The sequence below is a fragment of the Streptomyces sp. NPDC019531 genome (assembly GCF_044903305.1).
GTDB lineage: Bacteria > Actinomycetota > Actinomycetes > Streptomycetales > Streptomycetaceae > Streptomyces.
In genome coordinates this window covers 101,541-120,230 of sequence record NZ_JBJDQL010000007.1, presented here as the reverse complement: position 1 = coordinate 120,230, position 18,690 = coordinate 101,541, and the positions used below count along the sequence as shown (strand labels likewise).

Below are 18,690 nucleotides of genomic sequence, written 5' to 3'. Positions count from 1 at the left end.
GGTCACGCCCCGCCCCATCCGGCCATCCCCCCCAATGTCGATTCGCGGACCGTCAGTTCGAAGTCGGCGACGATCAGCCGACCGGTGTCCTGGGGTGCCGTGCCGTTCATACGGTCGTTCAGCAGGACCAGCGCCTCGCGGGCGATCTGCGCCGTGCCGGGAGCGACGGAGGTGAGCGAGGGAGAGGCGTAGCGGGCGTCGTCGAGGTCGTCGAAGCCGGCGACGGCCACCTCGGCCGGGATTCGCAGGCCCGCCTCCCGCACCGCGTACAGGGCACCCAGCGCGAGGGCGTCGGCGAATCCCACCACGGCGTCGAACCGGACACCGGCCTCGATCAGCCGCCGCACTCCCGCCGCTCCGTGCCGCCGGTCCCAGTCGGGCGTGCCGACCTCGCAGACGAGCTCGGGCAGAAAGGGCAGTCCGGCGTCGCTCAGTCCGGCCCGGTATCCCTCCAGACGCAGGTGCGCCGCCGCCCGCTGGGGCAGGCCGGAGTGATCGGCGCCGAGCGCGGCGATGCGGGTGTACCCCAGCGACGCCATGTGGCCGACCATGGCCCGCACGCCCTCGAGGTTGGCCATGGCGACGCGGTCGACCGGTGCCTGGTAGGCGCGTTCCGACATGAACACCGTCGGCACGGTCCGGGCGACGGTCCGGGCCTGTGCGTCCGACAGTCCCACCGGGTACATCAGCAGTCCGCCCAGGTACGGTCCGTGCTCGCGCACCAGGGCGAGTTCCGCTTCCGCGTCCCCGCCGGTGAGCTCGGTCAGTACGGTCAGGTCGTGGCGTTCGGCCTCGCGCATGATCGCTTCGGCGAGCGAGGAGAAGTACGGCTGCGCCAGGTGCGGCAGGGCCAGGCCGACGAGTCCGGTCCGGCCGGTGCGCAGGTTGCGGGCGACCGGGTTGGGGCGGAAGTCCAGTTCGGCGATGGCGGCGGTGACCTTCTCGCGGGTCCGCTCGCTCACCCCGGGCTCGTCGTTGACCACGCGGGACACCGTCTTCGGCGACACCCCGGCCCGCTGGGCCACGTCATGCATCGTGGACATGGCTGAACTCTAGGCTTCGGCCGGGGCCAGGCTGCGCAGCCCGGCACATTCGGCTGCCGTGAGCGGCAGCAGCGAACCGTGGCGCAGCCCGGGGGGCACGACACAGCCATCGGGACCGTCGGCCGGCAGCCATACCGGGCTGTCCAGGCGGTCCGCCCGGAAGGGGACGTATCCGCGGCCCTCGAACTCGTCCAGGAGCAGCAGCCAGCCGTCGCCGTCCGGGGCCGGCAGCACGATGGGACCTTCGGCATGAGCGAGTCCGGGCACCTCGTCGGTGCCACGGCCCACGCCCTGTGCGACGGGCTCGTAGCGGGCGGAGTGCAGGTCGCGGGAGCGCTCCGCGAAGACGTACTTGGCGTCCGGGGCGCCGGGAGTGCCGGGCAGGCGTTCGTCCTTGGTGAAGCGGTAGAACCACCCTTCGTGCTCGACCACCGTGGAGTCGATCACCGGATAGCCCGTGTCCAGCCATGGCCGGGGGGCGGAGAAGGTGCGGAAGTCCTGGGTGGTGGCGCAGTACATGCGGTGGTACGAGGGGCCGCGGTGCCCGGGGTCGTGCTCCGGGTAGACGGTGGAGGCCCAGAACACCAGGTACTCCTTGCGGGAGGCGTCCCACACGGCCTCGGGAGCCCAGACGCAGCCCGCCTGCTCCGGCATCACCTCAACCCGGCGCGGACCGTCCCAGTCACGCAGGTCGGCCGAGCCCCACACCAGCAGGCTGCGGCTGCCGTGCGCGATCGCCTGCTCCCAGCCGTCACCGCCGTGGATGCGCAGGTCGGTGGCGATCAGGTGGAAGCCGCTGCCGTCGGCGGCCCGGATCAGGAACGGATCCCTCGCTCCGCCGCCGTCCGGGGCCAGGGGTGCCAGACCATCGAGCTCCCGCCAGCGGTCCATGCGCGGCGAGTCGCAGAGGGCGAAGCGGACCTGCTCGCCGTCGGCCAGGTGCTCGCCCGTGAAGTGGGCGAGCAGGTAGCCGGCGGGGATGTGTCGGGGCAATGGGGGTCTCCTCATGCTGGTGAGCCCTGGAGCGGCGTGAGCATCGCACCGCTAGTTCAACGATGTCAATGCGCTGGACAAGCGGCCCCGCGGCCGAAAACTTTTCGCGCACCCAGCGGGATCGACAGGTGCATGCAGAGGCATGGCTACCACCTGGGGATTTGGCGAAGACGCAGGACGGATCCGCCGGGACGGATATCTCACCTGGGCAAAAAACGTTGGAACAAAGGGTTGACGACGATGTACCTGCCCTACATTCTGATCCCGCTTCCAGCCGTGACATCCGGTTTGCCGGTTCCGGCGCTCACCGCCCGACGTAGCCGCCTTGGTCGGTGGAAGCAGTCGCAGTCGCCCGGTCGGCGTCGCGCCACACCCTCTGACAAGGAGTTGGACTCCATGCACCACTCAGCTCTCAGCAGGCGCTCGGTCCTGAGAAGCGCCGGATTCCTGGCCGGCGCCGTCGCCCTCGCCGGGTGCGGCAACAGCACGACCGGGGCGTCCAAGACCCCCGCGAAGGCCAAGTCGGGCACGCTGACGATCATGAGCGCTCCGGGCGAGATCACCAGCGCCGAGATCGCCGCCTTCGAGAAGGCCCACCCCGGCGTCAAGATCAAGGTGATCAACACCGACTCGACCCGGCTCAACGCCATGCTGGCCGCCGGCAACCCGCCGGACGTGGTGCGCGACGCCGGTACCGACGTCACCCCGTACATCGGGAGCCGGGGTGTCGCCCTGAACCTGGACGAGTACTTCGCGCAGAGCAGCGTCCTCAAGGAAGCCGACATCCTGCCCATCAACGACGTGTGGAAGTGGGACGGCACCCACCAGGGCAAGGGCTCCCGCTACGGGATCGCCAAGGACTGGTCGCAGGACTCGATGTGGTGGTACAACGCGGACATGTGGGACGCCGCCGGGCTCAAGGCGCCCGACCCGTCCCAGCCGATCTCCTACGACGAACTCTTCGACGCCTCGAAGAAGCTGACCAAGTCGTCGGGCGGCAAGACCACCGTCCACGGCATGTTCACCACCACGGCCAGCATGAACCGCATCGGCTCCATGGCGGCGACCGCCGGTGGCCGGATCCTCTCCGATGACCTCGGCACCGCGGACTTCACCTCGCCGGAGGCGATCGCCGCCCTGACCTGGCTGGTCGACGTCGCCAAGGCCAAGGTCGGCTACTCGCTCATGGACCCCAGCCCCGACTGGGACGGCCCCCAGTACGTCGCCGGCAAGCAGGCCACCTCCGGTCAGGGCTTCTGGTTCGGCGGCTTCCTCGGCGCCACCGCACCGGCGTACGAGTCGAAGACGGTGTTCGCCGCCGCACCGATACTGGGCAAGAAGCGGGTCAGCCCCTCCTTCGGCGCCGTCGGCTACTGGATTCCGGCGAAGTCCAAGAACCCGGGAGCCGCCTTCCAGTTCATCGAGTGGTACTGCGGCGGCGAGGGTGCCAAGAAGCGCATCTCCGCGGGCAACGGTCTGCCCTCGCTGAAGTCCCTCCTCGCCGTCGTACCGCAGAAGACCGCCTTCCAGAAGGCGGCATTCAAGGTCCAGACGGCCGAACTCGACTACGTGGACGTCCTGCACAACGCGACCCCGTACGCCCAGACCACGGCACTGGACACCACCCTCGCCAAGACCTTCACCGCGGCGATGGGCAGCGGCACCTCGGTGGCGAAGCTCGCCGACCAGCTGACCAAGGAAGTCAACGCCGTCCTGGCCAACGGCAAGAAGCTCGCCGGAAAGTAGGCCCCGCATGCGATCGCGAAGCACCCGGTCCGCCGAGCCGTCCCGGAGGCGGCGGCTCGGCGGAGGCCGGGGCGAGGCCCTGGCGTTCTACGGCTTCGTCTCCCCCTGGCTCATCGGCACCGCCCTGCTGACCGTCTTCCCGGTGGGCTACGCCGTCTACCTGAGCTTCACCGCCTGGGACGGCATCGCCCCGTTCAAGCCCTGGGTCGGCCTGGACAACTACCGCGAGGTCCTCACCTCCGCGGACACCATGACCTCACTGTCCAAGACGCTGCTGCTGGTGGCCATCGTCGTCCCCACGACGATCATCGGGAGCCTGCTCCTGGCCGTCCTGCTCAACGAGCGCGTCCGCGGTCGCACGGTCTTCCGGACCCTGATCTACATCCCCGCGATCGTGCCGCCCGTCGCCGCCTCGCTCATCTGGAAGGTGGCGTTCGACCAGAACTCGGGAGCCGTCAACCGGTTCCTGAGGATGCTCGGCGGCACCGCGGTGAGCTGGCTGACCGGCAGCCACGCCTTCGTCGTCCTGGTCGTCGTACTGCTGTGGGGCATCGGCGCGGGAATCATCATCAACCTCGCCGCCCTGCAGACCGTGCCGGCCGAACAACTGGAGGCCGTCAAGCTGGACGGCGGGGGCGCTCTCACGGCCTTCCGGCATGTGACGCTTCCCGTGATCTCTCCCGTCCTGCTCTTCCAGACGGTCCTGGTCACCATCACCACGCTGCAGACCTTCGTCCCGGTCCTGCTGCTCTCCCCGATGAGCGACGGCGGCTTCTCGAACGTCTACACCAACATCCCGAACGCCAACCGGGTCTACATGGTCGACGTCTACTCGCAGTTCTTCGCCTACGGCCGCTACGGCTACGGCTCCGCGATGCTGACGGTCTTCTTCCTGGTCATCGTCGCCCTGACCGCACTGATCTTCAAGCTGGCCGGACGGACCGTGTTCTACGCCGTCGACCCCAACGCGGCCGCGAAGGAAGGCTGAACCGCCATGGCACTCAAGGAAAGCCGGCCGATCGCGGCGATGCCCTCGGCGCAGGCGGAGGCCCGGTCGGCCGTCCCGAAGGCCAGGGGCCGTCGCCGAAGCCGCAAGCGCCTGCTGGTGTTCACGGTCCTGCTCGTCGTCTCCGTTCTGATGCTGCTGCCCTTCGTCGAACTGCTCATCGGTTCGCTGCGGCCGTCCGCCGAGACGAGCTCCGACACCTGGCTGCCGTCGACGCTGGACTGGCACAACTACGTCGACGCGGTGAAGACCATCCCGTTCTGGCGGTACGGCCGCAACTCCCTGATCCTGGCCACCGTCAACGCACTGCTGACGACGATCAGTTCGGCGCTGGTCGGCTACGGCTTCGCGCGGCTGCGCGCGCCCGGCAAGAACCTGCTGTTCGGACTGCTGATCTCGACCATGATGGTGCCGCAGATCGTCACCCTCATCCCCACCTACCTGCTGTTCGCCAACCTCGGCATGGTCGGCACGTACTGGCCGTGGGTGCTGTGGGGCTCGGCGGGAGCGCCGTACGCGATCTTCCTGTACCGGCAGTTCTTCTCCAGCTTCCCCAAGGAACTGGAGGAGGCGGCCGTCATCGACGGTGCCGGCCGGATCCGCATCTTCGTGCAGATCTTCCTGCCGCTCTCGAGACCCCTGCTGGTCACGGCGTTCGTCCTGGCCTTCAACGTGGTGTGGGGCGACTTCATCGCGCCGAACCTGCTGCTGGACGCGTCGAACACCACGCTCGCGGTCGGCGTGGGCACGGGCTATGTCATGGGCCAGGGCTTCCCGCTGCCGAACCTCATCGCGGGCGGCGCGGTCCTCTATCTCATCCCCGTCATCGTCCTGTTCCTGGCCGCACAGCGCTCCTACGTCCGCGGTTTCGTCAACTCCGGTCTGAAGTAAGGGGGTCCGAACCATGGCAGACGCAGCGAACGCACCGCTCTTCCGTGACCCCGTCCACGACGGCGCGGCGGACCCGGTGGCGGTATGGAACCGGCAGGCGGGCGAGTGGTGGCTCGTGTACACGAACCGGCGAGTCAACGCCCCCGGCCCCGGCGTGGCCTGGGTGCACGGCACCGATCTGGGTGTGGCCGCCTCGACCGACGGCGGCCGGACCTGGACGTACCGCGGCACGCTCGACCTCCCGGACCCGGAATGGGGGCGCAACACCTTCTGGGCACCGGAGATCATCTGGCACGACGGGCTGTACCACATGTACGTCAGCTGGATCCGCGGTGTGCCGGCCGACTGGACGGGCCACGCCGAGATCCGCCACTACACCAGCCCGGACCTGCTCACCTGGACCCACCACGGTGCCCTGGACCTCGGTTCGGAGCGGGTGATCGACGCCTGCGTGTACCCGTTGCCCGGCGGCGGTTTCCGGATGTGGTTCAAGGACGAGACGCACGGCTCGTTCACGTACGCCGCAGACAGCGAGGACCTGTACCACTGGCGGCCGACGGGACCGGCCGTCACACACCGCCCGCACGAGGGTCCCAACGTCTTCGCCCTCGGCGGTCACCACTGGATGATCGTCGACGAGTGGCGCGGGCAGGGCGTCCTGCGCTCGGACGACCTGGAGCACTGGGACCACCAGGGCCTGATCCTCGACGTACCCGGCAGCCGCCCCGACGACGGCGGATTCGGCCTGCACGCCGACGTCGTGGTCCAGGGCGAGACGGCGTACGCCTTCTACTTCACCCATCCCGACCGTACGCCCGGGACGGACGAGGCGAGTTACGCGTTCCGCCGCTCGTCCCTCCAGGTGGCGGCCCTGCGTGTGACCGACGGCCGGCTGACCTGCGACCGGGACGAGCCCGTCGAACCGAGCCTGGCACCCGAGTCCTGAGCCCGACCCTTTCCCCCGGACCCTTCCCCTCGGCCCGACCGTGAAGGAACCCCCATGCCATCCACCGCGCGGTTCGTCCTCGACCCCGCGTTCGCCGTCGGCGACGTCGACCCCCGGCTGTTCGGGTCGTTCGTCGAGCACCTCGGCCGCTGTGTCTACACCGGTATCTATGAGCCCGGACACCCGGCCGCCGACGCCGAGGGGCTGCGCACCGACGTCCTCGACCTGGTCCGCGAACTCGGCGTCACCGCCATCCGCTACCCGGGCGGCAACTTCGTCTCCGGATACGACTGGGAGGACGGCGTCGGCCCCAAGGAGACCCGGCCGCGCCGCCTGGACCCGGCGTGGCGGTCCACGGAGACCAACCAGTTCGGCCTTTCGGAGTTCATGGACTTCGTGCGCAAGGTCGAGGGCACCGAGCCGATGCTCGCCGTCAACCTCGGCACCCGCGGGGTCAAGGAGGCCCTGGAGCTCCTTGAGTACGCCAACCACCCCGGCGGCACGGACCGTTCCGACCAGCGGGTGGCCCACGGCGACAAGGAGCCGTACGACGTCCGGCTGTGGTGCCTGGGCAACGAGATGGACGGCCCGTGGCAGATCGGCCACAAGGACGCCGACGAGTACGGCAAGCTCGCGGCCGCCACGGCCTGGGCGATGCGCCTGATCGACCCGGACGTGCAGCTCGTCGCCTGCGGCAGCTCCGCCCAGTTCATGCCGACCTTCGGCGCCTGGGAGTCCACGGTCCTTGAGCACACGTACGACCACGTGGACTACATCTCCATGCACGCCTACTACGAGGAGAAGGACGGCGACCGGGACTCCTTCCTCGCCTCGGCGGTGGACACCGAGTCCTTCATCGAGAACGTGGTCGCCACCTGCGACCACGTGGGCGCACGGCTGAAGTCGAAGAAGCGGATCGGCATCTCCTTCGACGAGTGGAACGTCTGGTACTCCTCGCGACCCGAGACCGAACGCCGCAACTGGCAAGAGGCACCAAGGCTGTTGGAGGACGTCTACTCCGTCACCGACGCCGTCGTCTTCGGCTCCCTGCTCATCGCGCTGCTCCGCCACGCCGACCGGGTCAAGGTCGCGTGCCTGGCCCAACTGGTCAACGTCATCGCCCCGATCATGACCGAACCGGGCGGCCCCGCCTGGCGGCAGACCACCTTCTTCCCCTTCGCGCAGGCGTCCCGGTACGGACGCGGCCGGGTGCTCCAGGTCCACGTGGACAGCCCGACCCACGAGACCGCCAAGTTCGGCGAGGTGCCCCTCCTCCAGGCCACCGCCGTCGTCGACGAGGAGACCGGAGCCGTCACCGTCTTCGCCGTCAACCGCAGCCAGACCGACGCCCTGCCCCTCGAAGTGAGCCTGCGCGGACTCGAAGGCCTGACCCGCGTGGCCGAGCACTCGGTCCTCACCGACGCCGACCCGGACGCCCGGAACACCCTCGCCGAGCCCGAACGCGTCGCACCCACCGCCGTCGAGGGCACCTCCCTGGACGGCGGCGTTCTGCGGGCCACCCTTCCCGCTCTCTCCTGGAACATGATCCGCCTCTCCTGAAGTCCCCCAACTCCCCTCCCACCCGCTCCCGTTCAAAGAGGAACGCAATGCGAAGATGGCGAAGCCGCCTGCTGGCGGCGACAGGAAGCGCCGCAGTCGCGCTCGGACTCGTGATGCTCCCGGCCACGACGGCACACGCCGCGTGCACGACGTACTACGTCTCGTCGTCGTCCGGCAGCGACAGCAACGACGGGTGCAGCACCAGCACCCCCTGGAAGACGATCTCCAAGGTCAACGGCACCACCTTCACCTCGGGCAACCAGATCCTGTTCCAGAAGGGCGGTTCCTGGAGCGGTGAGCTCCAGCCGCAGGGATCCGGCGCGAGCGGCAGCCAGATCGTCATCTCCTCGTACGGCTCCGGTGCCGCGCCCATCATCGACGGCGGCGGCGCGGCGGCCACCATCTACCTGCACAACCAGGCGTACTGGACGATCCAGAACCTGGAGATCACCAACACCTCGTCCACCGCGGCCGTCCGCAGCGGCATCCAACTGCAGAACGACACCAGCGGGATCCTCGCCGGCATCCACATCGTCAACAACAACATCCACGACGTGAAGGGCTACTGGACCAACAGCGGCGGGGTCCAGCCCAGTAAGTCCTCGGGCATCGCGTTCAACGTCACCGACGACAACACCACCAGCGGCTGGGACGACGTCCAGCTCACGGGCAACACGCTGACGCACGTCGACGCGGGCGGTATCTACATCGGCTCGCTGCTCGGCCTCAACCACGACATCAACGCCACCAACGTGGTGATCGACGGCAACACGATCACCGACGCCGGCGGCAACGACATCGTCTGCGTGTTCTGCGCTGCGCCCGTCGTGCAGAACAACGTGGCCACCGACAACGGCTACCGCTTCTCCGGCGCAGGCCTGTGGACGGCCTGGTCGACGGACGGCGTCTGGCAGTACAACGAGGTCTCGCGGCAGTACCGCAGCCTCTACGACGGCCAGGCCTTCGACATCGACAACCACACCAGCGGAACGGTCATCCAGTACAACTGGAGCCACGACAACCCGTTCGGCTTCGCCGAGTGGTGCTGCTACAGCGGCTTCGCCGCGAAGAGTTCGGTCATCCGCTACAACATCAGCCAGAACGACGGCGCCTCCAACGCGGTCTTCCCGCTGATGTCGGGCGTGGACAGCAGTACCACCGCCGCCGTGTACAACAACACCATCTACATGCCCGAGGGCAACAACGGCAAGGTCACCGACGGCACGCCGAACAGCAACGTGACCTTCTCGAACAACATCATCTACAAGCTGGGCAACGGCGGTTACTCCACCACCAGAACCACCTGGACCCACAACCTCTTCTACGGCAACCATCCGTCGACCGAGCCGTCGGACACCGCCAAGATCACCACCGATCCACTGTTCGTGAAACCGGGCGGAGGCAGCGCGGGCCGCTCCACCGCGGCCGCCTACAAACTCCAGAGCGGTTCCCCGGCGCTCGGCGCGGGCGCCGTCATCTCCGGCAACGGCGGCAAGGACTACTTCGGCACCACCGTCTCCTCGACCGCGGCCCCCAACATCGGCGCCTACAACGGCGCGGCCGTCTCCGGCCCCACCGCCACCTCCGGCGCCTACTGGCCGCTGGACGAGGCCACCGGTACCGCGACCGCCGACATCAGCGGCGGCTCCAACAACGGCACGCTCCAGGCCGGAGCCTCCTGGACCACCGGCAAGTTCGGCGCCGGTGCCGTCAGCCTGACCGGCGCGAGCAACTCCTGGGTCGACGTGCCCACCACGGCCGTGGACACCAGCGGCAGCTACTCGGTCTCCGCCTGGGTCAAGCCCAGCAGCGTCAGCGGCAACCAGACCTACGCGAGCATCGACGGCAGCAGCATCAGCCCCTTCTACCTCCAACTGTCGGGCGGCACCTTCGCGTTCACCGTCCGCAGCGCCGACTCGACCGGCGCGAGCTGGAAGCAGGTCACCGGCGGCTCCCCGACGACCGGCACCTGGTACCACCTGACCGGTGTGTACGACAACAGCGCCCACACCATCGCGCTGTACGTCAACGGCACCCTTCAGAGCACCACCGCCTTCTCCTCCCCATGGAAGGCGACCGGTCACACGACGATCGGCCGCGCGAAGTGGAACGGCGGCAACGTCGACTTCGCGAACGGCGCGATCGACGACGTCCGGATGGTCTCCAGGGCGCTGACCGCGCGCGAGGCGTACGCCCTCGGCACGGGTGCGGCCGGCTACTTCCAGCTGGACGAGGGCAGCGGCCAGAGCTTCGGCAACCTCCTCGGCAACACCGCCTCCGGCTACACCGAGGGCAACACCGCCTGGGCGGGCAGCGGCAAGGTCGGCGGCAACGCGCTCAGCTTCAACGGCTCCGGCACCACCATGGGGGTCGTTCCGTCCTCGGTGATCGACACGGGACAGAGCTACTCGGTCGGCGCCTGGGTCAAGCTGAACAGCGTCTCCGGCAACCAGACCTTCGCCAGCCTGGTCGGCTTCAAGGTCAGCCCGTTCTATCTCCAGCTGTCGGGCGGGAAGTTCGTCTTCGTCACCCGCGCCTCCGACGTGAACGACTCGACGGCCACGAATGTGACGGCGAGCGCATCGGCGGCCACCGGCACCTGGTACCACGTCCTTGGCGTGTACGACAGCAGCGCCCAGACGATCTCGCTGTACGTCAACGGCACCCTCCAGGGCACCACCGCCTTCACCAGCCCCTGGACGGCCAGAGGCGCCACCCTGATCGGGGCCGCCACCTACAACCAGGGACCCGTCGACTTCACCAACGGCCAGATCGACGACGTCCACTTCTACAACCGGGTGCTCAGCAGCTCGGAGATCCAGACGCTCGCCGCCGGCTGAGCCGGCGACGAGTCAGCGGGTGCCCGGCCCGGAGAGAAACGCGGCTCGGACGGGCCGGGCACCCTCTTCCACCACTCACGTATGGGGGTCAACGATGACCACGTCGGTGCGCCAGGCCCGCCGCCCCGCCACGGCTCCACGGCGCCGCACGGCAACGCGAAGGTCCGTCCCCGGCTGGGCGGTCGCCGTCGCCGGCGTGCTCGGCGCCCTGACGATCGCGGCCGTCGTCCTGCTGACCGCCGGGCACCGGGACACGGCGGCCGGAACACCGGCCCCGCTCCCGCCCCCGCCCACCGCCGTGGTCGCCGAGATCAACGGCCAGGCAATCCCCGTACGCGAGTTCACCCTCTACCTGGCACAGGAACGGGCCGCCACCTTCGCCCACTTCCAGCAGGCCTACGGCGTCAGTGACGGCCCCGACTTCTGGACCACACCCCACGGCGGCACCACCCCGGCCGCCTACGCCAGGAAACTCGCCCTCGCCGAGGTCACCAAGGCCACGGTCGTCCTCGGCCTGGCCCACCGGCACGGGCTGATCGCCGACCCCGGATACGACGCCTTTCTCACCTCCTGGACCGCCGAGAACGCCCGCCGCAGCCAGGCCGTCGCCGATCACCAGGTCGTCTACGGCCCCGTGCAGTACACCGAGGCCAACTACCTCTCCTACGTCCTGCACGACCTCGATGCCCAGCTGGAGACGAAGCTGGCCGAGAACGGCACCATCGCGGTCCCCGACCGGCTCAGCGGACAGGCCCGCCAGGCCTACGTCCACGAGCGCTACCAGGCGATGACCGCGCAGCTCGCCCGCTCGGCCCGCACCCATATCGCGCGTGCCGTCTACGACGCCGTTCCGGTGAACTGACGCACCCGCCACCCGCACCCACCCTCCCTGGAGAACCCATGAGCACGGAGCCCAACCCCGGCATGCCCCGCCCCTCCCGCCGGCTCTTCCTCGGCATGGCCGCGGCCGTCCCGCTGTCCATGTCCGGCGCCCTGGCCCTCGGCGCCGGCACCGCCCGCGCGGCGACCGGAACGCCGTACGTGATGGGCTACTTCACCGAGTCGCCCAACAACGTGGGTTCCGACTACGGCCTGCACCTGGCGGTCAGCACCGACGGCCTGGAGTGGACGCCACTGAACCAGAACGCCCCCGTCGTCACCCCGACCGGCGGTTTCGGCGGGCTGCGCGACCCGTACATCCTGCGCAAGCAGGACGGCACCTTCGTGGTCATGGCGACCAACCTGAAGGGCACCGACTGGACCCAGGAGAGCCAGTACATCCACGTCTGGGACTCCGCCGACCTGCGGTCCTTCGACAACTACCGGCTGCTGAAGCTGCACGACATGAACACCCACAGCTGGGCCCCGGAGGCGTTCTGGGACGCCTCGCGCAGTCAGTACGCGATCATCTACTCGTCCGTGAACAGCACCGGGCACAACGTGATCATGGTGAGCTACACCACCGACTTCCAGACGGCGACGACCGGCCAGGTGTTCTTCGACCCCGGCTACGACGCGATCGACGGTGACATGGCCGTCGGGGTGAACGGCGTCAACTACATGTACTTCAAGAACAACTCCACGGGGAAACTGCTGGGCGCCAAGTCCACCACCCTCGACCCCGGCAGCTTCACGGCCTTCACCGGCACCGTCTCCCACGGCAGCACCGAGGCACCCATCCTGGTCAAGTCCCAGACGTCCAGCACCTGGTACCTGTGGGGCGACACCTACTCGCCGAACGGCGTGTTCTACACCTGGCAGACCAGTGACCTCGCGGCCGGCACCTGGACGGCGGTCGACCAGCGCGTCTACACACCGCCGCTGAACTGCAAGCACGGCACGGTCCAGGCGATCAGCCAGACCGAGTACGACAACCTGGTCGCCAAGTGGGGCACTCCCACCTGGAACCGCCTCAAGTCCTACAACTACCCCGGGCGTTACTGGCGGCACGTCGGCTTCGTCGGCCGGATAGACCCGTACCCCTTCGACCCGTACACCGACTCGCAGTGGAAGCTGGTGCCCGGTCTCGCGGACTCCTCGGGTGTGTCGTTCCAGTCGGTCAACTACCCGACCCGCTACCTGAGGCACTACAGCTTCAAGATCGAACTGGACGTCAACGACGGCACCACGGCCTTCGCCCAGGACGCCACCTTCTACAAGACCGCCGGGCTCGCGGACACCACCTGGAGCTCGTTCCGCTCCTACAACTTCCCGGACCGCTACATCCGGCACTCGGACTACGAGCTGCGCATCGACCCGATCTCCACCAGCGTCGAGAAGTCCGACGCCACCTTCCACGTCGGCTACTGAGGCACAGGAGTCGCCATGAAGACCTTCCAGAGAAACCGGGCCGGACGCGTGCCCTGGCTGGCGTTGCTGGCCGCCCTCGTCGCCCTGTTGATCCCGGCCCTCGCCGCGCCGGCGCAGGCGGCAGACGGACAGCCGTACTCCAACCCCGTCAAGTCCCGGGCGGGCGCCGACCCGTGGCTGACGTACTACAACGACAGCTACTACCTGATCACCACCTCGATCACCAACGAGCTGTTCATGCGCAAGTCCCCGACCCTCGCGGGACTGAGCACCGCCCCCAACGTGCTCATCTGGCACGACGACACGGCCGGGCGCAACGCGAACATCTGGGCACCGGAGATCCACTTCCTCGACGGCCGCTGGTACCTGTACTACGCGGCCGGTGACTCCAGCAGCTGCTGCGACGGCCAGCGCACCAACGTCCTGGAGAGTTCGGGTACGGATCCGATGGGGCCGTACACGTGGAAGAGCCAGCTCGCCGGCTCGAACCTGGACAAGGGCGGCTGGTTGATCGACACCGACGTCCTGGAGTACGGCGGCAATCGCTACCTGCTGGGCAGCGCTTTCGTCGGCGGCGTGCAGAGCCTGGTCATCGCGCCGCTCAGCAATCCCTACACGCTGGCGAGTACGGCCTTCACCGTCATCTCCACGCCCACCTACAGCTGGGAGAAGGTGGGCACCGCGGTCAACGAGGGACCGGAGGTGCTCTCCCACGACGGCCGGACCTTCGTCACCTACTCGGCCAGTCACTGCGGGACGCCCGACTACAAGCTGGGCCAGCTGGAGCTGACCGGAACCGATCCGCTCGCCCCCGCCTCCTGGACGAAGAAGTCCACGCCGGTCTTCACCCGCAACGACACGGCCGGCGTGTACGGGCCGGGCCACAACGGGTTCTTCACCTCACCCGACGGCACGGAGAACTGGATCGTCTACCACGCCAACAGCACGACGACCGGCGGCTGCGGCAACACCCGCAGCACCCGGGCCCAGAAGTTCACCTGGAACGCCGACGGCACCCCGAACTTCGGTACCCCGGTCGCCCTCGGCACCTCCCTGCCCGGCCCGTCCGGCGAGACCGCGGCCACCCCGACCGCGTACGAGCTGGTCAACCGCCGCAGTGGCAAGTGCCTCGACGAGTTCGCGGGCGATCCCGCCGACGGCGCCGACGTCATCCAGTACACGTGCAAAGGCACCACCAACCAGCTGTGGACCTTCTCCGACCCGGGCGACGAGACCAACCGCGTGACGAACGTGGCCACCGGCAAGACGCTCGACGTCACCAACTGCGGTACCGCCGACGGCGCCAACATCAGGCAGTGGAGCTGGCTGGACAACAAGTGCCAGCGGTGGCAGCTGGTCTACACCCTGACCGGCTACGTGCGACTGGTGAACGTCAACAGCGGCAAGGTCGCCGACGTGGCGAACTGCAACACCGCCGACGGCACCGACGTCCGCCAGTGGACCTGGCTGAACAACGACTGCCAGCTCTGGCAGCTCAAGCCCGTCTCCTGACGGCGACGGCCGGGCCGCTCACTCCGCTGATGGTGTGGGCGGCCCGCCGCGTGCAGTTTCGGTCAGGGGAGCCGGAGTCGTGGGGCGGGCGGCGGCCCAGGAATCCACCGTGGCGCGGTCGGCCGTACAGGGCTTGACCGGCCGTCAGACGGCACGCGAACTCGTTCTCAGCGTCAAGACCATCGAGTACCACCTCAGCCGCGCACCCCCGACGGCGTCGGCCCCCGGGCGACCCCACCCTGTGCGCGGACCCCGCGCGTCCGCGCCGGGCCGTCGGCAACCTGCCCCGCGTCCTTCGGCCCCGGCGTCAGCCGTTGCCGCGGCGCAGGGTCCGTGCGCACCAGCCGATGAACGCCGCGTTCACCAGCGCGCCGAAGGTCACCGAGAGGACCAGCATCGCGAGGCCCTCCGGGAGGGCGAGGAGGACGAGGCTGAACGGTGCCGTGGCGAGGAGGGGGATCACGCCCGCCATGGACTCGTCGGAGGTGTCGCCGATGGTCACGGCCAGCGCCCAGATGAGGAGAGCGGCGCACAGGCCCAGGTAGATGAGGGCGGCCGGGGTGGTGAGGTACTTGCGGAGGTCTGTCATGGCAGGCGTTCCTTGGTCGCGGCGGTCAGAGGTGGGGGCCGGGCGGGTGCGGGCGGGCCAGGCCGAGATCGTAGGCGAGGATCGTCGCCTGCACGCGGTCGCGCAGACCGAGTTTGCGCAGGAGCGCGTTCACGTGGGATTTCACCGTGCCCACGGTGATGCCGAGTTCCCCGGCGATCTCCGCGTTGTTGAGGCCGGCCGCGACCAGGGAGAGGACGCCCCGTTGGCTCGCGGTCAGGGTGTCCAGTGCGCGCGGGGCCTCGGAGGTGCGGAAGCCGACGCCCGTACCGGAGGCGTAGTGGCCGATGAGGCGGCGGGTCGCGGACGGCGCGAGCACGCTCTCGCCACCGGCCACCACCCGGATGCCCTGGAGCAGTTCGGACGGCTGCACGTCCTTGAGGAGGAACCCGGACGCGCCGGCCCGCAGGGCGTCGAAGACGTACGAGTCGAGGTCGAAGGTGGTCAGCACGAGCACCCGCGGAGCGTTCTCGCGGCCGGTGATGATCCTGGTCGCGGCGATGCCGTCCAGCTCCGGCATGCGTACGTCCATCACGACCACGTCGGGTGCCAGCTCCGCCGCGAGCCGTACCGCGGCCGCGCCGTCGGCCGCCTCGCCGACGACCGTCATGTCCTCCGCGGCGTCGATCACGGCGGCGAAACCCGCCCGTACGACGCCCTGGTCGTCGACGACCAGCACGGTAAGGCTCATCGTTCCTCTTCTCCGGGTCCTTGTGGTGGGGCCAGCGGCAGCCGGAGGCGGACCGTGTCCGGCGCGCCGAGGACGGACACCGTGCCGCCCAGTGGTGCGATGCGTGCGGCCAGCCGGTCCTGTACGTCGGCACCGGGCACCCCGGTCGCCGTGATCGTCAACGTACTGTCCGACGCGTCCAGTTCGAGCACCGCAGGACCCTCGCCGCCGGCCGCGAGCAGGATCTCGGCGCAGTGGTAGGCGGCCAGATCCACGGCGGTGGGGAGCCGTTCCGGCACCCGGTCGGTCAGCCGTATCTCCACCTCGCGGCCGGTGGCCCGGCACTGGTGGGCCAGCAGGTCGAGGGCCTGGAGGGTGGGCTGCGGGCGCAGGTCGGGGCCGGTCCCGGACTCCCGGACCGTGTCCAGCAGGGCGCGCATCGCGGCCAGCGCCTCGCGGGCGCGGTCCGCGGTCACGTCGAGCCGGCCCGCCTCCGCCTCCGTGACCATGTCGGCGGTGCGCGACAGCACGGTGGTCTCCAGACCGCCCGCGATACGGCGACGCTCCGCCCACGCGTCCCGGACGGCCTCCTCGGTCCAGGTGGCCAGCCGTGCGTCCCGGCTGCCGAGGACCTCCCGGTCACGCCGCCCACGCAGGGTTCCGGCCCCGTGGGCGGCGCCGATCACGAGGGCCGCCGCGGCCACCGCTCCGGCGACGACCGCCCAGACGGGGATGGTGGTGCCACCGTGCAGGACGGCGGCGGTGAGGGCGGCCGCGTGTACGGCCACCGCGGCGACCTCACGGAAAAGGGGGACGCGTCGGTGGCCCTCGGCGCGTGCCGGTCCGACGGCACCCCGAGCCGCTCCCAGCGCCACCGCCACACACGTGCCGAACACGCTCAGTGCCGGTGGCAGCAGCGCGGGCCCGCCGAACTCGCCCACCGCCATCGCCACCGGCCACAGCGGCGCCAGTGCGAGCAGCACGCCGTACGAGACGCGCGGTGCCCGCCGCAGCCACAGCAGCGCCACCGCCTGGGCCGCCGCGAGCAGCGCGAAGAGCACCCCCGCCGAGACCCGCGACCCGGCCGGCGCGTCATCCGGACGGATCACCAGTACCGGGAGCAGGGGTTGCAGGATCAGGCCCGCCGCGGCCGCCACCTGTGCCAGGCGGTAGTTCCGTGGGACGGGCGCGTCCGCCGGGGCGGTGGTCCTGCCGGGCAGGACCGCCCGGACCTCCCAACCGCCCTCCGCCGTGGGACCGGTGGCCAGCGTCCCGCCCAGCTCCCGGGCCCGGGACCGCAGAAAACCCTGACCGCGACCGCCGCCGAGGCCCGCACCATGGGTCGCCGTGCCCGCCGGTGGCGCCGTGCTGGTGACGACGACGTCCGTGCGGGTGTCGCCGTAGCGGCACAGCACCGTCGTATGCGCACCGGGCGCGTACCGGGCCACGTTGGTCAGCGCCTCGCGCACGATGCCGTACGCCGCGTCCGCGACGGAACCCTCGGGCAGCGGGTCGATCTCGCAGTCGACGGTCTGGTCCAGTCGGCGGAATCCGGAGATCAGGGCCAGCAACCGCTCCTCGGGGGAGGGGAGTTCCTGCGTGGAGGGCGCCGGTGCGCGTACGGCGCTCAGCGCGCGGGTGACCTCGCGGCCGGTCTCGGCGGCGAACTCCAGGGCCTCCTCGGTGAGTTCGGGGCGCCGTTCGCGCAGTCCGAGGGCCGCTCCCGCGGTGACCACGACCGCCGTCAGATGGTGGGCGCTGACATCGTGCAACTCCCTTTCCATACGGCGCCGTTCGACCGCCGGAAGCCGATGGCGCTCGGCCTCGGCCCGCTTCAGGAGCGCCTCGGCGGCCTGTCGCGCGCGCGTCCGGTGCCGTACGAGCAGGCCGGCGCCGCACGCCAGGGCGTACAGCAGGGTCGTCAGGACGAGGTCGAGGCCGTCGCGGTCGCTGAGGCCGTGCAGGCTGAGGCCCTGCAGCAGCTGCCAGCCGGCGAGCGCCAGGACGCACAGGACGGCGGTGAACGTGTCGCGTTCCGTCGCCACGGTGAACAGCGCAAGCGCGACGCCCGCCGTGCCGAGCACCGCCATCGCGCCGGTGGGCAGTGGTCCGGCGCCCAGCGCGCAGGCGGCGGCGACCACGACGAGCGCGGTCACCGGGCGGGTGCGGCGCAGCGCTAGCGCGGCCGTCACCACTCCGGCGACCAGAGCGGCCACGAGCAGCGCGGCGCCGCTCGGGACCACACCGCGCACCAGGTCCGCGCCCGGCCACACCAGCGCCTGGGCGCAGAGCAGCAGGGCCGGGAGCAGCCGGTCGTCGGTTCGGAGCATGGCGGTCCTGAAGGGTGTGATGGGCATGAAGGGCATGAGAGTCATGGCGGATCAAGGCTAGGGCGGCGGAGGGGCGCCCCGGCTCCCGCTGGAGGCGGATTCGGCTCTCTTACCTTGGTTGCAGACGCACGGTGGGTGGGCGATCGTCGGGCGCTCTCCATCTCCGGTTCCATGCGGCAATCGTCCTTCGGCGCGAGGACCGGGCGAGGAGCCCGGCCATAGGCTCGATCACATCG

The 18,690-nt window shown here is 69.8% G+C and carries 14 protein-coding genes; 9 read left to right on the top strand and 5 right to left on the bottom strand.

Annotation, left to right across the window (positions count from 1 at the left end; all coding sequences use genetic code 11):
* Nucleotides 1-2: 2 nt before the first annotated feature.
* Together ACI2L1_RS11605 and ACI2L1_RS11600 are read right to left on the bottom strand one after the other, a co-directional pair.
* Nucleotides 3-1,043 carry a LacI family DNA-binding transcriptional regulator gene (locus ACI2L1_RS11605; protein WP_404739122.1) on the bottom strand — a complete coding sequence of 347 codons (1,041 nt, stop codon included), beginning with the start codon at nucleotides 1,041-1,043 and terminating at the stop codon, nucleotides 3-5.
* A 9-nt stretch (nucleotides 1,044-1,052) separates the two neighbouring features.
* Nucleotides 1,053-2,036 carry a glycoside hydrolase family 43 protein gene (locus ACI2L1_RS11600; RefSeq protein ID WP_404739121.1) on the bottom strand — a complete coding sequence of 328 codons (984 nt, stop codon included), beginning with the start codon at nucleotides 2,034-2,036 and terminating at the stop codon, nucleotides 1,053-1,055.
* Nucleotides 2,037-2,432: 396 nt separating this feature from the next.
* Here ACI2L1_RS11600 and ACI2L1_RS11595 point away from each other — a divergent pair, with 396 nt between their 5' ends.
* The 9 genes from ACI2L1_RS11595 to ACI2L1_RS11555 all read left to right on the top strand — a co-directional run bounded on the left by ACI2L1_RS11595 (nucleotide 2,433) and on the right by ACI2L1_RS11555 (nucleotide 14,847).
* Nucleotides 2,433-3,782: an ABC transporter substrate-binding protein gene (locus tag ACI2L1_RS11595; RefSeq protein WP_404739120.1), complete on the top strand. Its 1,350-nt coding sequence runs from the start codon at nucleotides 2,433-2,435 to the stop codon at nucleotides 3,780-3,782.
* 7 nt (nucleotides 3,783-3,789) lie between these two features.
* On the top strand, nucleotides 3,790-4,770 hold the full coding sequence (locus tag ACI2L1_RS11590; RefSeq protein WP_404739119.1) for a carbohydrate ABC transporter permease: 981 nt from the start codon (nucleotides 3,790-3,792) through the stop codon (nucleotides 4,768-4,770).
* A 6-nt stretch (nucleotides 4,771-4,776) separates the two neighbouring features.
* Nucleotides 4,777-5,679: a carbohydrate ABC transporter permease gene (locus ACI2L1_RS11585; RefSeq protein ID WP_404739118.1), complete on the top strand. Its 903-nt coding sequence runs from the start codon at nucleotides 4,777-4,779 to the stop codon at nucleotides 5,677-5,679.
* A gap of 13 nt (nucleotides 5,680-5,692) precedes the next feature.
* The gene (locus tag ACI2L1_RS11580; protein WP_404739117.1) at nucleotides 5,693-6,625 is read left to right on the top strand and encodes a glycosyl hydrolase; all 933 of its coding nucleotides are present in this window, start codon (nucleotides 5,693-5,695) and stop codon (nucleotides 6,623-6,625) included.
* Nucleotides 6,626-6,679: 54 nt separating this feature from the next.
* On the top strand, nucleotides 6,680-8,185 hold the full coding sequence (locus tag ACI2L1_RS11575; RefSeq protein WP_404739116.1) for an alpha-N-arabinofuranosidase: 1,506 nt from the start codon (nucleotides 6,680-6,682) through the stop codon (nucleotides 8,183-8,185).
* Between the two features lie 47 nt (nucleotides 8,186-8,232).
* Nucleotides 8,233-11,025: a LamG-like jellyroll fold domain-containing protein gene (locus ACI2L1_RS11570; protein WP_404739115.1), complete on the top strand. Its 2,793-nt coding sequence runs from the start codon at nucleotides 8,233-8,235 to the stop codon at nucleotides 11,023-11,025.
* A 94-nt stretch (nucleotides 11,026-11,119) separates the two neighbouring features.
* On the top strand, nucleotides 11,120-11,887 hold the full coding sequence (locus ACI2L1_RS11565) for a hypothetical protein (RefSeq protein WP_404739114.1): 768 nt from the start codon (nucleotides 11,120-11,122) through the stop codon (nucleotides 11,885-11,887).
* A 38-nt stretch (nucleotides 11,888-11,925) separates the two neighbouring features.
* Nucleotides 11,926-13,335, top strand: a complete 1,410-nt coding sequence (locus tag ACI2L1_RS11560; RefSeq protein ID WP_404739113.1) for an AbfB domain-containing protein — start codon at nucleotides 11,926-11,928, stop codon at nucleotides 13,333-13,335.
* Between the two features lie 15 nt (nucleotides 13,336-13,350).
* Nucleotides 13,351-14,847 (top strand): family 43 glycosylhydrolase, encoded by a 1,497-nt coding sequence (locus ACI2L1_RS11555; RefSeq protein WP_404739112.1) that lies wholly within the window; start codon nucleotides 13,351-13,353, stop codon nucleotides 14,845-14,847.
* Between the two features lie 307 nt (nucleotides 14,848-15,154).
* On the opposite strand, the gene ACI2L1_RS11550 is transcribed toward ACI2L1_RS11555, so the two are convergent.
* The 3 genes from ACI2L1_RS11550 to ACI2L1_RS11540 are packed head-to-tail and all read right to left on the bottom strand — an operon-like array spanning nucleotide 15,155 to nucleotide 18,454.
* The gene (locus tag ACI2L1_RS11550) at nucleotides 15,155-15,436 is read right to left on the bottom strand and encodes an SCO4225 family membrane protein (protein WP_404739111.1); all 282 of its coding nucleotides are present in this window, start codon (nucleotides 15,434-15,436) and stop codon (nucleotides 15,155-15,157) included.
* Between the two features lie 25 nt (nucleotides 15,437-15,461).
* Nucleotides 15,462-16,145, bottom strand: a complete 684-nt coding sequence (locus ACI2L1_RS11545) for a response regulator (RefSeq protein ID WP_404739110.1) — start codon at nucleotides 16,143-16,145, stop codon at nucleotides 15,462-15,464.
* Nucleotides 16,142-18,454: a histidine kinase gene (locus ACI2L1_RS11540; RefSeq protein WP_404739268.1), complete on the bottom strand. Its 2,313-nt coding sequence runs from the start codon at nucleotides 18,452-18,454 to the stop codon at nucleotides 16,142-16,144. The genes ACI2L1_RS11545 and ACI2L1_RS11540 overlap by 4 nt, the downstream gene beginning before the upstream one ends.
* Nucleotides 18,455-18,690: the final 236 nt, after the last annotated feature.